Source organism: Gallibacterium anatis DSM 16844 = F 149 (genome assembly GCF_000379785.1).
In the GTDB taxonomy this organism is placed as follows: Bacteria; Pseudomonadota; Gammaproteobacteria; order Enterobacterales; family Pasteurellaceae; genus Gallibacterium; species Gallibacterium anatis.
Window position 1 is genome coordinate 1 of sequence record NZ_KB903725.1, and the last position, 14,110, is coordinate 14,110.

General features: G+C 40.6%; 17 protein-coding genes, 3 tRNA genes and 1 riboswitch. Of the genes, 8 read left to right on the top strand and 12 right to left on the bottom strand.

Going from position 1 to position 14,110, the window contains the following annotated elements; all coding sequences use genetic code 11:
* Together A3EO_RS12890 and A3EO_RS0109450 are read left to right on the top strand one after the other, a co-directional pair.
* Nucleotides 1–249, top strand: a 249-nt coding sequence (locus tag A3EO_RS12890) for an RNA-guided endonuclease InsQ/TnpB family protein (RefSeq protein ID WP_018346957.1), incomplete at its 5' end; no start/stop codon positions are given.
* 516 nt (nucleotides 250–765) lie between these two features.
* Nucleotides 766–999, top strand: a complete 234-nt coding sequence (locus A3EO_RS0109450; RefSeq protein WP_013746068.1) for a heme iron utilization protein — start codon at nucleotides 766–768, stop codon at nucleotides 997–999.
* A 43-nt stretch (nucleotides 1,000–1,042) separates the two neighbouring features.
* On the opposite strand, the gene A3EO_RS0109455 is transcribed toward A3EO_RS0109450, so the two are convergent.
* The 3 genes from A3EO_RS0109455 to ubiK form a co-directional block, all read right to left on the bottom strand.
* Complete coding sequence (locus A3EO_RS0109455) at nucleotides 1,043–1,735, bottom strand: metallophosphoesterase family protein (protein ID WP_013746069.1); 693 nt, start codon at nucleotides 1,733–1,735, stop codon at nucleotides 1,043–1,045.
* Between the two features lie 6 nt (nucleotides 1,736–1,741).
* Nucleotides 1,742–3,004 (bottom strand): multifunctional transcriptional regulator/nicotinamide-nucleotide adenylyltransferase/ribosylnicotinamide kinase NadR, encoded by a 1,263-nt coding sequence (gene nadR / locus A3EO_RS0109460; protein ID WP_018346958.1) that lies wholly within the window; start codon nucleotides 3,002–3,004, stop codon nucleotides 1,742–1,744.
* A gap of 197 nt (nucleotides 3,005–3,201) precedes the next feature.
* The gene (gene ubiK / locus A3EO_RS0109465) at nucleotides 3,202–3,462 is read right to left on the bottom strand and encodes a ubiquinone biosynthesis accessory factor UbiK (RefSeq protein ID WP_018346959.1); all 261 of its coding nucleotides are present in this window, start codon (nucleotides 3,460–3,462) and stop codon (nucleotides 3,202–3,204) included.
* Between the two features lie 89 nt (nucleotides 3,463–3,551).
* Nucleotides 3,552–3,691, top strand: a riboswitch (FMN riboswitch).
* Nucleotides 3,692–3,853: 162 nt separating this feature from the next.
* Between ubiK and ribB the strand changes: the two genes are divergently transcribed.
* The gene (ribB, locus tag A3EO_RS0109470) at nucleotides 3,854–4,492 is read left to right on the top strand and encodes a 3,4-dihydroxy-2-butanone-4-phosphate synthase (RefSeq protein ID WP_013746072.1); all 639 of its coding nucleotides are present in this window, start codon (nucleotides 3,854–3,856) and stop codon (nucleotides 4,490–4,492) included.
* Nucleotides 4,493–4,625: 133 nt separating this feature from the next.
* Here ribB and purB read toward each other — a convergent pair whose 3' ends face one another.
* The 7 genes from purB to mutY form a co-directional block, all read right to left on the bottom strand.
* Nucleotides 4,626–5,993, bottom strand: a complete 1,368-nt coding sequence (gene purB, locus A3EO_RS0109475; RefSeq protein WP_018346960.1) for an adenylosuccinate lyase — start codon at nucleotides 5,991–5,993, stop codon at nucleotides 4,626–4,628.
* Between the two features lie 16 nt (nucleotides 5,994–6,009).
* Nucleotides 6,010–6,636 (bottom strand): high frequency lysogenization protein HflD, encoded by a 627-nt coding sequence (hflD, locus tag A3EO_RS0109480; protein ID WP_013746078.1) that lies wholly within the window; start codon nucleotides 6,634–6,636, stop codon nucleotides 6,010–6,012.
* A 157-nt stretch (nucleotides 6,637–6,793) separates the two neighbouring features.
* A tRNA-Asn gene (locus A3EO_RS0109485) sits at nucleotides 6,794–6,869 on the bottom strand.
* Nucleotides 6,870–6,873: 4 nt separating this feature from the next.
* Nucleotides 6,874–6,949, bottom strand: a tRNA-Phe gene (locus A3EO_RS0109490).
* Nucleotides 6,950–7,094: 145 nt separating this feature from the next.
* Complete coding sequence (gene mltC / locus A3EO_RS0109495) at nucleotides 7,095–8,174, bottom strand: membrane-bound lytic murein transglycosylase MltC (protein WP_026211095.1); 1,080 nt, start codon at nucleotides 8,172–8,174, stop codon at nucleotides 7,095–7,097.
* Between the two features lie 11 nt (nucleotides 8,175–8,185).
* Nucleotides 8,186–8,458: an oxidative damage protection protein gene (locus A3EO_RS0109500; protein WP_013746080.1), complete on the bottom strand. Its 273-nt coding sequence runs from the start codon at nucleotides 8,456–8,458 to the stop codon at nucleotides 8,186–8,188.
* A 5-nt stretch (nucleotides 8,459–8,463) separates the two neighbouring features.
* Nucleotides 8,464–9,594 carry an A/G-specific adenine glycosylase gene (gene mutY / locus A3EO_RS0109505; protein ID WP_018346961.1) on the bottom strand — a complete coding sequence of 377 codons (1,131 nt, stop codon included), beginning with the start codon at nucleotides 9,592–9,594 and terminating at the stop codon, nucleotides 8,464–8,466.
* 131 nt (nucleotides 9,595–9,725) lie between these two features.
* On the opposite strand from mutY, the gene trmB reads away from it, so the two are divergent.
* A complete protein-coding gene (trmB, locus tag A3EO_RS0109510) occupies nucleotides 9,726–10,478 on the top strand; it encodes a tRNA (guanosine(46)-N7)-methyltransferase TrmB (RefSeq protein ID WP_018346962.1) in 753 nt (250 codons plus the stop codon).
* Between the two features lie 44 nt (nucleotides 10,479–10,522).
* Complete coding sequence (locus tag A3EO_RS0109515; RefSeq protein ID WP_013746083.1) at nucleotides 10,523–10,864, top strand: YggL family protein; 342 nt, start codon at nucleotides 10,523–10,525, stop codon at nucleotides 10,862–10,864.
* Nucleotides 10,865–10,920: 56 nt separating this feature from the next.
* Here the strand turns inward: A3EO_RS0109515 and yihA are convergent, their stop codons facing one another.
* Both yihA and A3EO_RS0109525 read right to left on the bottom strand, forming a co-directional pair.
* The gene (gene yihA, locus A3EO_RS0109520; protein WP_018346963.1) at nucleotides 10,921–11,535 is read right to left on the bottom strand and encodes a ribosome biogenesis GTP-binding protein YihA/YsxC; all 615 of its coding nucleotides are present in this window, start codon (nucleotides 11,533–11,535) and stop codon (nucleotides 10,921–10,923) included.
* A 5-nt stretch (nucleotides 11,536–11,540) separates the two neighbouring features.
* Nucleotides 11,541–11,978 carry a DUF805 domain-containing protein gene (locus A3EO_RS0109525; protein ID WP_018346964.1) on the bottom strand — a complete coding sequence of 146 codons (438 nt, stop codon included), beginning with the start codon at nucleotides 11,976–11,978 and terminating at the stop codon, nucleotides 11,541–11,543.
* Between the two features lie 243 nt (nucleotides 11,979–12,221).
* On the opposite strand from A3EO_RS0109525, the gene eno reads away from it, so the two are divergent.
* From eno to A3EO_RS13195, 3 genes are all read left to right on the top strand, one after another.
* On the top strand, nucleotides 12,222–13,523 hold the full coding sequence (gene eno / locus A3EO_RS0109530) for a phosphopyruvate hydratase (RefSeq protein WP_018346965.1): 1,302 nt from the start codon (nucleotides 12,222–12,224) through the stop codon (nucleotides 13,521–13,523).
* Between the two features lie 207 nt (nucleotides 13,524–13,730).
* Nucleotides 13,731–13,806: transfer RNA gene (locus tag A3EO_RS0109535), tRNA-Ala, on the top strand.
* A gap of 108 nt (nucleotides 13,807–13,914) precedes the next feature.
* Nucleotides 13,915–14,110 (top strand): helix-turn-helix domain-containing protein (locus A3EO_RS13195; protein ID WP_080638291.1); only part of this gene is annotated, 196 nt, incomplete at its 3' end.

Consider the following 14,110-nt stretch of genomic DNA (forward strand, 5'->3'; position numbering starts at 1 on the left):
ATATTAGATCAATCTTGGTTTGAGTTTCGCCGTCAGTTGGACTACAAAACGCAATGGCAAGGCGGATTTTTAGTGGCAGTGCCAGCGCAAAATACCAGCCGAACTTGCCCTTGTTGTGGTCATGTAGNAAAAGAAAATCGCCAAACACAGGCTAATTTTGAGTGTGTAGAATGTGGCTACACAGAAAATGCGGATGTGGTTGGAGCGTTAAACGTATTGGGGCGTGGGCGAGCTATCGTCCACGCGTAATAAAATGTCAGGGCAGGACATGCCCGTAGAGCTTGTGAAGTGAACTTCATTGAGAGGTCAGCAACAAGAACCCACCGAGAGTAGCCCGCACAAAAAGTGTGGGAGCTAGTAGGAATCCCCGTCCTTTATGGTGGGGAGGATGTCAACAATTAAACATTGGAATATAGCTTAATAAATAAGTACCAACTACATCTGATTGAGCATTATAATTATTAGGGCGGAATAAGCCGGCTTCCGTTTGATTGGTTTGTCTAAATGTTTTTGCTTTATCTTGATAATAATCAACCCCATAGGTTAATGTGATGTAATCAAATGCACTGTTGTTTTGTAAGTTAAAGCCCCAAGTCGAGAATTTTGTTGTGTCATGTAGATCATTATCTATTTGATCTTCTAACTCTTTTGTGTTGTTGTGATAGAGTGTAAATTGGGTATCGATATATTTGGAGTTAGGATTAAGACTATAGTTTAACTGGATACTGCGATCTGTAATTTTTTGCCCGCCGTCGTTTTAGTGCAATGGCGAAAGTTGAGGAAGTTGTCAAAGACAGTGAAAAATGGGTAGTAGGAACACAATTATTGCAACAACGACATGGCAACATTATGTCGGAACTGGTGAAGTTTCAAGATTTTTCGCTGTTTCATTTGATTCCGGAACAAGGGCTGTTTGTGAAAGGTTTTGGTCAAGCCTTTGAAGTAATGCCAAATAGGCAAATTGATATGGTTCATCTTGACCAAGGTCATATTAAGTAAAGCATAATAAACAGTGCTTGTGTTAATTGTGAAGCCACAAGCACTATTTTTTCCTATCATCTACGCCGATCAACAAATATTTCCCTTCCGCATCGCTTAAACTACGAAAACCGATATTGAAAATTTGATAGGGGCGAGGGCGAGTTTTAAGTGCCGAGTAATTAAAATTATCGTGGTGATGTCCGTGAAAAATTTTTTTTACACCCATTTTTTCTGCAAGCTGATTAATCACGGCAAAACCGGAGGGATGGGGTTTCGGCGCTTCGTGACAGATAAGAATATCCGCTTTTTGCTGTTCCAACAGTTCAAAATCAGAAGGGAAGATGGAGCTACGATGACGCAATGGCAAACCGCCTTGCCAAATTTTTTCTTGCGAACAGTATTGGCAATAGTGAATCGGATCAAAAAACAGCGGTTTATTCGGCGGCATCCAGATTTGACCGCGGAAAACGCCGCCTAATCCGGCAACTCTCACGCCTTCAATTTCCGCAACCCGACCGTGCAGATTTCGGCTTTTCCATTCGCTGCCCCAGATGGCTTCAAATGCTGCCGGAGTTTTGCTGTCGTGATTGCCGTGAATAAACCAGAGGTCGCAATAATGCGCTAACTTATCCAGCTCACGACAGTCGGTAAGTTGCAGATCTCCCAAGATAATCAACGAAACGGATTGATTATCCTGAATAAACGGATAAAGGTGGTCAAATGAACCGTGGGGATCGCCGGCGAATAACAACATTAAGCTCTATTTCTCCTTATGCTCAACGGTGTCATAAACCGATTCGTCATTTAAGATGCGTTCCACAATTCTTTTCACTTGGGCATAACGCTCTAAATAACTTGGTGATTCAATTTCGATATAAGGGATATTGTATTTTTCCAACAGTTTTTTCAATAATTGCTGGAAGCGTTGTCGCTGTTGTGGCGAACCTAAGCTGCGCATACCGTCATCAACCCATTTTGTGTTATTATTCAATAAGATAGTAACATCAAATGGATATTCTTTAATCATTGAATCTAAGAATGGGTGTGCTTTCCCTTCATATTGAATACAGAATGCTTGCGTAGTGATGAAGTCGGTATCGATAAATGCCACTTTGTGTGCGTGCCGTAAGGCGTAGTCAACATAGCGCTGATGCCCCAATGCCATCAAAGGGTAATCGGAATATTGCATTGCCTGCTCGTTACCCCCCAGTTTTTCAAAGACAAATTCCCGACCATATTCCCACGCAGAAGTGGTGTTGAAAACGGCGGATAATTTATTCACCAACACGCTTTTACCACTGCTTTCTCCGCCTAAAATCGCAATAGTTTTGGCAAAGAATGGACGCACTTCTTTCGGGATAAATTTCCAATATTGGAATGGATGGGTGCGGATTTTGGTGGCAGAAACATTAAAAAATGTACGCTCCGGATCAACCAACACAACATCTAAATGCAAATATTTTTCGTAAGGCTCTTTATCTTGCGGTTCACTGGTGAAAACCACACTTGGATTAAAATGTTTATCGCTGAATAATGCCTTCACACGATCTGACCACGCCGGCCAACCATTCGGATAAGAGGGAATACCATCCTCAATTAAGTTATGGATAAAGATTTGTTTTTGCTGATATTTAAAGATCTGTTGCATCCAACGTAGACGATCCTGCACAGTCGGCATTTTCTTCATTTTACTGTCGTAGTAAAGTTTTAAGTCACGTTCTGTGTCGCTGCAAACAACGATATGCAATTCATCCACCTTACTGAAGGCTTCATAAATCATATTTATATGACCGGTGTGGACGGGGTAAAATTTGCCAAAAATAACGCCAACTTGTTTATTTGGTGTATCAGTGATTTGCAAAGCGTGATGAATGGCATTTAATTTTTTGGCACTCGGATTTTGAATTTTACCGCCGACAAGTTGATTATAGTAAGCGCGAGTTACTTGTGCTTTTTCGCATACTTCCGCAACCTTCATCCCCAATTGTTTGCGTTTTTGTTGTAAATAAAGAAAATCAGTCATTTTCTGCACCTTAGATGTTGGTAGATGCCCCACTGCATCAATAAAATATCAGAAAGTTGAAATCCAGCGCTGAAACAACTTATGCGCTAAAACGATTTATTTATTGTTATCTCTTTTCTTTCTCAACAGATAATACAATTTATCATTGACCGAAAAGGTTAAGTAATGATTACTGTGTTTTATTTAAAACGATAAGATTATTTTGGTACAACATCATTTTGTTGTTGCAATAAGGCGTCAACTCTGGCTTCTAAAGCGGTTAATTTTTCACGAGTGCGCAATAAAACCTGAGTTTGTACATCGAATTCTTCACGTGTTACAACATCAAGTTTGGCTAATTGCGCCTGTAAAACTTGTTTTAATTTTGATTCAACATCGTTACCGATATCTTTAATGCCTTGTGGTAAGTTGTTTTGGACTTGTTGAATAATCTCTTCTATTTTTTTTGGATTTAACATACACACCCCATTCATTTTTTCTTGGCTAATTGTAGGGGAAAAAACAGAATTTTACTAGGCAAGTATCTGTTTTTCTTTTATACTTTTCCTCGCATTCTCAGGGCGGGGCGGAATTCCCCACCGGTGGTAAGCGAAAGTAAGCCCACGAGCGTTCGTATTTTTTACGAAGTCAGCAGATTTGGTGAAAATCCAAAGCCGACAGTTATAGTCTGGATGGTAGAGAATCGCGGTATCGTTGTGATAAGTGTGTTAACGTAGACGCTAAGTTGACGCACGTTGCACGCTTTTAAACCACGTTTAAAAACGCATTATTTTGATAATGTGTTTGCCGTATTTCCCTCAAGCCCTGATTCTAGTAGCGAAAAATATTAAATTAACAAAGGAAATTACTATGAATCAGTCAATTCTTTCTCAATTCGGTACGCCGGAACAACGTGTTCTTAATGCAATTTCTGCTTTAAAACAGGGCAAAGGCGTTTTAGTGTTGGATGATGAAGATCGTGAAAATGAAGGCGATTTGATCTATCCGGCGGAAACAATTACAAAAGAACAGATGGCGAAATTAATTCGTTATGGCAGCGGTATTGTGTGCCTTTGCATTACGGATGAATTGTGCAAAAAACTTGATTTACCGCCAATGGTTGAACATAACACCAGCGTTAATCGCACTGCATTTACCATCACCATTGAAGCGGCAGAAGGCGTCACTACCGGTGTTTCTGCTCAGGATCGTGTTACCACAGTAAAAGCGGCGGTGGCAGATAATGCTAAACCGAGCGATTTACATCGTCCGGGGCATATTTTCCCATTACGTGCTAATGATAAAGGGGTTTTGGGTCGCCGTGGTCACACAGAGGCTTCTGTGGATTTAGCTGAAATGGCAGGTTTTAAACGCGCCGGTGTGATTTGTGAAATCACCAATGATGACGGCACAATGGCAAGAGCACCGGAAATTGTTAAATTTGCTTTAGCTCAAGGCTATCCGGTGGTTACTATTGAAGATTTAGTGGCATATAAACTTAGCCATTAATTGAGCAATAGTGAGCTAAAACAGAATAAAGAGTAGAAAGGATACGGCTGGCGTATCCTTTCTTATTATGATAAGCCATCCAATACTAATAAAACCAAACTAATCCTAGTTTGGTTTTATTGTGATTATCGGTTTAAAACGCTTCGACTAATTGAATTGCGGCACCGATATAGGTTGCCGGGGTGAGTTGTTTTAAACGTGCCTTTTCTTCTTCAGGGATAGCTAAGCCATCAATGAATTGTTGCATTGTTTGTTGATCCACGCGTTTGCCGCGAGTCAATTCTTTCAGTTTTTCGTATGGTTTTTCAATGCCGTAACGGCGCATTACGGTTTGGATCGGTTCAGCCAAGACTTCCCAGTTTTGATCGAGTTCAGCCAATAAATGCGCTTCATTCACTTCCAATTTGCTGATGCCTTTGAGTGTAGATGCATAAGCAATAGCACAATAACCTAACCCTACGCCAAGGTTACGTAATACTGTGGAATCGGTAAGGTCACGTTGCCAACGGGAAACCGGCAGTTTTTGTGCAAGATGGGTCATTAATGCATTCGCCACGCCGAGATTGCCTTCTGAGTTTTCAAAATCAATCGGGTTGACTTTATGAGGCATTGTTGAAGAGCCGATTTCGCCGGCGATGGTTCGTTGCTTGAAGTGGTTTAAGGCGATATAACCCCAAATATCACGGTTAAAGTCAATGATGATAGTGTTGAAGCGAACAATACAATCAAAAAATTCAGCAATATAATCGTGCGGTTCGATCTGAGTGGTATATGGGTTCCAGTCAATGCCTAAACTTTGCACAAATTGTTGGCTGAATAGGTGCCAATCCACATTCGGATAAGCGGAAAGATGGGCATTATAGTTACCGACAGCGCCGTTAATTTTCCCTAAAATTTCTGCTTTTTGCAGTTGTTGATATTGGCGTTGTAAACGATATGCCACATTTACCATTTCTTTGCCGACTGTTGTTGGTGATGCAGGTTGTCCGTGAGTACGGGAAAGTAACGGGATTGTTTTGTAGGCTTCAGCTAATTTACTGATTTCATTAATTAATTTTTTCCATTCCGGGAGAATAAACTCTTCACGCGCAGTTTTTAACATTAAGGCGTGAGAAAGGTTGTTAATATCTTCCGATGTGCAGGCGAAGTGAATAAATTCGCTGATTGCGGCGAGTTCAGGTAAGGCTTGGCATTTTTCTTTTAAGAAATATTCAACCGCTTTGACATCGTGATTTGTGGTTGCCTCGATCTCTTTAATGCGTTGTGCATCTTGTACGTCAAAATTGGCAATAATATCGTTTAAGTAATCGATTGCTTTTTTTGATAAAAGGGGAACTTCCTGAATTGCTGTGGTTTCAGCTAATTTTTGTAACCAACGAACTTCAACGGTTACTCTGAATCGTAATAAACCATATTCGCTAAAGATTGGACGTAGTGCATCAGTTTTGCTTTGGTAACGTCCATCAAGCGGGGAAAGTGCGGTTAAAGCATTGAATTGCATTGAATCACTCCGTTATTTAAAGGGATGAATAGAGTTGTTGGGCGGCTTGTACCAGCTTCTTCCTGAAAAAGAGCAATTTCCATTTTGAACCACCGACCTGCCGCCATAATACAGCAGAGCGGATACCAGCCAGTAAGCAAGCTCGGATTTGATTTTGGATATCTGGTTGTTGCAAATAAGTCGGTAACCCTTTTACTTGAATCTTCGCACCTAACGGGCTGATGAGATCGGTATAAATACCGGCTAACACCGCCAACATTGAGCTTTCAGTCAATCCATCGTGGAATGTGAGTTGAGTCGGCAAATATTTTACCCTTTCGGCAAGTTGTTGCTTGTTATCGGCATTATCATTGAGTTTATGTTCCAATGCCAACAAACTGAGCCAGTAACGGCTTAATTCTGCATCCAATCGTCCTTGTTGGCCGTTAAGTTGTTCAAGTAGTGTGGTTAAACCTAACTTCAAGTTTTCCAGTTTACCGCCATAGATATCGAGGATTTCTTTTGGTTGTGTCACTAATAATGTTTGTAGTGTAACCAACAGATCCTGTTGATTGGTTCGTCCTTGATGAGCGAGTTGTTGAACTAATTTTGCTGATTGGCAAACGCCTGCCAGTGCAAGTGCTAAATCCGCATAATTGACCATAACAGCGAGAAACCTTTACTCGTTAATTGATAAATATGATGGCAAACAGGTGGCAAAATATATCACTGTTCGCTATTTTTTGAAAGTTATCAATTTGTCTTGATTTGGAAAAAATTAAAGGCTGTTACAAAATGAATTGTAACAGCCTTCTGGAATTTGGCTCCTCCTGCTGGACTTGAACCAGCGACATATGGATTAACAGTCCACCGTTCTACCGACTGAACTAAGGAGGAATAGTGGTGCCCAGAGGCGGAATCGAACCACCGACACGGGGATTTTCAATCCCCTGCTCTACCGACTGAGCTATCTGGGCAACGTCTTGGTGGTGCGTATTAAACGTTTTTTTGTGTTTCAAGTCAACCACTATTTTGAAAAAATTTTCTTTTTTTCTCACGTTAGCCGTTTTTCTATGCAAAACGCACAAAATTAATACGCAACCACGCAAAAATTAGCCGGTTTTAACGAATAACTCGATAACTTTTTTGCGCTTTATCCACCTTGATCAAGTAGTTTCTTGCTTGTGCTGAAGGGTGTTTTGTTGTCAAAATTCGATAAACTTGTTCAGGTAATAAGCGATTAATCTTATTAACTGCAACATCTTTATCATCATCAAAAATACGTAACACAGCTCCGGCACCACCGTTATAAGCCGAAATTACGGCAAAACGGCGTGAAGTCGGATCGGTAATGCCTACCAAATATTTATTTTGTAGCAGCCACAAATAAGAAACACCGGCATCAATATTTTTAAACGGATCGAATAGGTATTTCTTAGAAGGTAGTCCGCTTTTCCCTTTCATTCGGAATACATCACGTCCGGCAGTGTGCGGCACCACCTGCATCAAGCCCATTGCGTTGGCATAACTGATCGCATAAGGGTTGAAACTGGATTCTGTTTGCATAATACCGAGAATAAGGCTTTCATCAATGTTGTAATGACGAGCAGCTTTGCGGATAAACGGCAAATATTTTTGCGCACGAATCGCAACGTGGTTGGCAATCATTGGAATCACGACAAATTGCACGATATGTCCGTTGCTTAAACGGCGACTTTGTAGCTTGTTATTAATTAAATAATCGGCGAAATCAGAGGCAACGGCAACATTCGGAATGTTGGAACCTCTGTGGTCAATAACCTGCCCGAGAAGGAACGGTCGGGAACTGATCGGCACATCTCCATCGGCAAAAAGGTCGATACCGTTTGCATCTGAGCCCATCAATAACGTATGCACAATGGCATTTTTTAAGCGTGCCAAACTGGTTTGTGATTCAATGGTAATCACACCTTCATCAAAACTGACGTGGCTACGGGTGTAGTATTTGTCGGTATATTTAACGTAATCTTTACGGCTGGCGACCAGCAATTCATTTACTCCCCAAATCCGGTCGATATTGTGGGAGAACTGACCGGTTAGAATATCCAATGCTCGAGTATCTTTCGCAAAGGCATCATCGTAATCAATGCTGTCGCTATCATAAGAAGAACCACAGCCGGCTAAAAACAGAGCCACTGTGGTCATAATAAAATAGTGTTTAATCTTCATTTTGCTTACTTTGAAGGGGGAACATAGCCTTCGATATGAACATCTTTGCCTTCAAATAAAAAATTCACCATTTCCTGTTCCAGCAATTTGCGATGTTCCGGATTCATCATATTGAGTTTTTTTTCATTTACCAGCATTGTCTGTTTTTTGAGCCATTCTGACCAAGCTTGTTTGCTGATTGAGTTGAAAATACGTTTTCCTAATTCACCGGGATAGAGTTGAAAATCCAATCCTTCGGCTTCTTTTTGTAAATATTCGCAGAAAACAGTTCTTGCCATAACTATTAGTCCTCATTACTTCTTATATTAAAAATTGCTTTTAACTGCATTAATAAGTTCTTTACAGGTGTTGCCAAACCAATTTTAGCTGGCGAAAAATCGGCTAAATCATACCAATATTCGTTGTTGTTTTGTACTGTTTGCCCATATTTTGCCACCGTTTCCGCAACATTTTTTACTGCTAATGTTGATGTTGAGTTATTTGTTACCACTATCGGGTGAATATCCAAATGGAAATGGCTGAAAGTATGACGAAATGTAGTCAGCCGCTCCAATAATTGCCAATGACATTGTTGCAAAATGTGTTGATATTCCGCTTCAGTTTCCACTTCGGGAAAACAGTATAACCCACCCCATAGACCGTGATGCGGCCGTTGTTGCAGTAAAACTTTTCCCTGTTGGACAAATAATAAAAAATAACGTTCTCGCACAGGCAAGGTTTTTTTCGGCTTTTTACCGGGATAATTTGCCCAACTTTGCGCTTTCCCGGCGGTACATTGCTGTTGTAGCGGACATAAACTGCATTTCGGTTTGCTGCGCGTGCAGACCATTGCACCAATATCCATCATTGCTTGATTAAATTCAGTAACTTGCGTTTTCGGTGTAACTTCGGCACTTAATTGCCATAATTTTGTTTCTACCGATTTTTCGCCCGGCCAGCCGTCAATCGCAAAACAACGGGATAAAACCCGTTTAACGTTGCCGTCTAAAATAGGGAAAGGGGCATCCAAACAAGATGAGAGAATCGCACCTGCGGTGCTTAAACCAACGCCCGGCAGCGCCAACACCTGTTCAAATTGTGTTGGAAATTCGCCTTGATGTTGATCGCGAATTTGTTGTGCCGCTTTGTGTAAATTTCTGGCTCGTGCGTAATAGCCTAACCCGGTCCAAAGATGTAGAACTTCGTCTATCGGCGTATTTGCCAATTCAGTAATGGTTGGAAAACGCTGAATAAATTGCTGGAAATAGGGAATGACGGTGGTGACTTGTGTTTGTTGCAACATAATTTCAGACAGCCAAACACCGTAGAGTGATTTATTTTGTTGCCACGGCAATGTTTTTCGCCCATATTTTTGATACCAGTGCAGTACAGTGGATGCAAAAGGTGCTTCGGGCGTTGATTGGGCTTGCCACATTGGATATACCTCTTCAAAAATTAAGGAGGCGAGTTTAGCACAAGCAAAATAATTAAAACATCACAAAATTGGCAGATTATCAGGTAAAATAGGGCAGTTTTTCTTAACTATCACTCTATATTCTAGGATTTATGCAACAGAATAATTTAAATGATCTTGCGGAGCAAAAACGCAAAGCCGTCAATACTGCAGAATTTACCGAAGATGGGCGTTATAAGCGTAAAGTGCGCAGTTTTGTGTTAAGAACCGGTCGCTTAAGTGAGGCTCAAAAAAGAGCAATGAATGATAATTGGGCGGAATTCGGTTTAGAACATCAAGCAGATCACTTTGATTTTAAAAAGATTTTTAACAACGATCAGCCGGTGATTTTGGAAATCGGTTTTGGAATGGGGCGTTCGTTGGTAGAAATGGCGAAGCAGAACCCAAATAATAATTACATCGGCATTGAAGTGCATACGCCCGGAGTAGGAGCTTGTATCGCTTATGCGCTTGAACAGCAGGTGCATAATTTGCGCGTGATTTGCCACGATGCGATTGAAATTTTGCAAGATAATATTCCGGATCAAAGTTTGTCCGGATTACAGCTATTTTTCCCTGATCCGTGGCATAAAGCCAAACATCATAAACGCCGCATTGTACAACCGCAATTTGTTAAGTTGGTGATGCAAAAATTGAAAAGCGGCGGTTTTATTCATATGGCGACCGATTGGGAAAATTATGCGGAACAGATGTTGGAAGTTTTGCGTCAGGAACAGGGCTTAACCAATACTTCAGCAACAAATGATTTCATTCCACGTCCGGATTTTCGCCCTTTAACCAAATTTGAACAACGCGGGCATCGGCTTGGTCACGGCGTTTGGGATCTCTATTTTGTTAAGAGATAAATGTTTTAGTTGAATGATTAAAAACCAGTAACTGAGGAGAAAATATGGCGTATCAACGTAATCGCAGACAGCGTAAAAAAATGCACATTGCAGAATTCCAAGAATTGGGATTTTTAGTAAATTGGCAATTTGCAGAAAACACTTCCGTTGAGGAGATTGATCAAACAGTCGATCGCTTTATCAATGAAGTGATTAAACCTAACGGGCTTGCTTACGAAGGCAGCGGCTACTTACATTGGGAAGGCTTGGTTTGTTTGGAAAAAATCGGCAAATGTGATGAAAGCCAACGTGAACTTGTTAAATCTTGGTTGGAAAATAACGGATTGCAACAAGTGGAAGTAAGTGAATTATTTGATATTTGGTGGGATTTTCCGGTGAAAGCTTAATTTTTACTGTAATTTTTTGATTGTGCAACGAGCTACGTTGCACAATTTTTTTATGGCTAAACATTATTCACTGAATACCATTCATCCAGTTTCTGAGCCAATTTATCCACACCTAATCGATTTTGTGATGAAAATACCTCAACTTGAATGTCGCCTTGAAATGGTAAAATCGCTTCACGCACCATTCTCACCTGTTTACTGCGTTCACTTTGGCTGACTTTATCCGCTTTGGTCAACAGCAGGAGAATTGGCAAATCAGCACTGACCGCCCATTCAATCATCTGTTGATCGAGATCTTTCAACGGATGACGAATATCCATCAAAATCACCATGCCGCCTAAACATTGGCGTTGTTGCAGATATTCACCTAACGATTTTTGCCATTGCAATTTCACCTTTTCCGGCACAGCGGCGTAGCCATAACCGGGCAAATCAATAATTTTACAATTTTCGCTCACTTCAAAAAGATTGATTAATTGCGTACGTCCGGGGGTTTTTGAGGTTTTGGCTAAATTCTTTTGGTTTGCCAATGTGTTTAATGCGGTCGATTTCCCCGCATTGGAGCGTCCGGCAAAGGCAACTTCAACGCCGGAATCGGCTGGAAGCTGTCGAATATTAGCGGCACTCATTACAAAGTGCGTTTTATGGTAATTGAGTTTGAACGTTGTCATTGTCATTATCCTTTTTTAAATCGAATTGTTTCACCTTGCTCACCGTAACGGTTGGCTTGTGCTTGCCCGACAAATACGCCCCATTCCATCAGTAGCATAGCGAATACAAAAATCGGAAACATTTGCCCCAATAATAATTTCATAAAACCTTGGCTATAAGGCGCAATCAAAAAACAGCCGATCGGCGCTAGGAGAATTGCCAGTGCTTTGGCGGAGCGACCACGGTCGTGCAAGCGTTTCACGATAATCGCCAGCCAACAGTATGTGATCAATAATAATGGCAATAATGCGAAAATTGCACCGCTTTGCTGCTGAAACAGCAATGAAACCGGCAATAAATTGGCAACCAATAATAAGAAAGCGGCACAAATACCGCTGCCAATCCAGAACCCCTGTCGATTCAATCTGCCGTTAAATGTGAAAAAAGCTTGGGTAAAATACATAAATTTGCGCTTAAAAAGAGCTTATTTTGAGATTTTGTCGCCATTATACAAGAAAAGCGTCAAAAATGTTAAAAATCGCCGATGACGGTAAAAAAAGAGATGCTGTTTTTGTTGAGTGAGAAAATCTTAATTGTGATCAAGTTCACATCATTTTTTACAAGACAAATTTTCAAAATCGTTTTAATATTAGTGCGGTTTTTGATTTCTATCTTTGAAAATTAACTTAAATGTGAGGAAAAACAAATGGCAAAAATCGTTAAAATTCTTGGCCGTGAAATTATTGATTCTCGTGGTAACCCAACCGTTGAAGCGGAAGTGCATTTAGAAGGCGGTTTCGTTGGTCTTGCAGCTGCTCCATCAGGTGCATCAACAGGTTCACGCGAAGCATTGGAATTGCGTGATGGCGATAAATCACGTTATTTAGGTAAAGGTGTATTAAAAGCAGTTTCAAACATCAATGATGTTATTGCACCGGCTTTATTAGGTAAAGATGCAACTCAACAAGCTGAAATCGACCAAATTATGATCGATTTAGACGGCACAGAAAACAAATCTAAATTAGGTGCGAATGCGATTCTTGCGGTTTCTCTTGCTAATGCAAAAGCGGCAGCAGCATCTAAAGGTTTACCACTTTATGCGTGGATTGCTGAATTAAACGGTACTCCAGGTCAATATTCAATGCCATTACCAATGATGAACATCATCAATGGTGGTGAACACGCAGATAATAACGTTGATATTCAAGAATTTATGATTCAACCGGTAGGTGCAAAAACTTTACGTGAAGCAGTTCGTATCGGTTCTGAAGTGTTCCACAACTTAGCGAAAGTATTAAAAGCGAAAGGTTTAAATACAGCAGTTGGTGATGAAGGTGGTTTCGCACCTAACTTGGCATCTAACGCAGAAGCTTTAGCTTGCATTAAAGAAGCAGTGGAAAAAGCAGGTTATGTATTAGGTAAAGATGTAACTTTAGCAATGGACTGTGCATCATCTGAATTCTACAACAAAGAAACCGGTATGTACGAAATGAAAGGTGAAGGCAAATCATTCACTTCTCAAGAATTCACTCACTACCTTGAAAAACTTTGTGAAGAATACCCAATCAAATCTATCGAAGATGGTCAGGATGAATCTGACTGGGAAGGCTTCAAATACCAAACAGAAGTTCTTGGCGGTAAAATCCAACTTGTTGGTGATGACTTATTCGTAACTAACACCAAGATCCTTAAAGAAGGTATCGAAAAAGGTATCGCTAACTCAATCTTAATCAAATTCAACCAAATCGGTTCATTAACTGAAACTTTAAATGCGATTCGTATGGCGAAAGAAGCCGGTTACACTGCGGTAATCTCTCACCGTTCAGGTGAAACCGAAGATGCAACTATCGCAGATTTAGCGGTTGGTACAGCAGCAGGTCAAATCAAAACTGGTTCAATGAGCCGTTCAGACCGTATTGCAAAATATAACCAATTAATCCGTATTGAAGAAGCATTAGGCGATAAGGCACCGTTCTTAGGATTAAAAGCGGTTAAAGGTCAGGCTTAATTTCTGATTGCAAACTCTGAATAGCGAAACTGCACCGAATAAGGTGCAGTTTTTTATTGCGATAAACAGAATAACTGCGGTTAATGATCAAGGAATTCGATAAGTATGAGATTTAAGCAAAAAAACGAAAATCTGCCGTTTCTGATTAAATCTCGTTGACATCAATTCAGCGCACCATTAATATTAGCAGCGTTTCATATCAATCGTGGGGATATAGCTCAGTTGGGAGAGCGTTTGAATGGCATTCAAAAGGTCGTCGGTTCGATCCCGATTATCTCCACCATTTCACTAAATCACATTACTCCTCAATAACTCATAAAGCCAGTAATAGCAATGATCTGCACCCCAAAAGTTGGACTTATTATCCAACAGACAAAGGTGCAGATTTTTTATGACTAAATATAACCAAACATTTAAACAACAAGTGGTAGATTTCTACTTTCAACACGAGGAAAACCTTTCTTTAACCTGTCGTACATTTAGCGTGTCTAAACGCACATTAAGGCGTTGGATTGCCCAATATCAACATTCAGGTATAAAGGGCTTAGCCGTGCTGCATACCAAACGAACCTACACCCCAGAGTTTA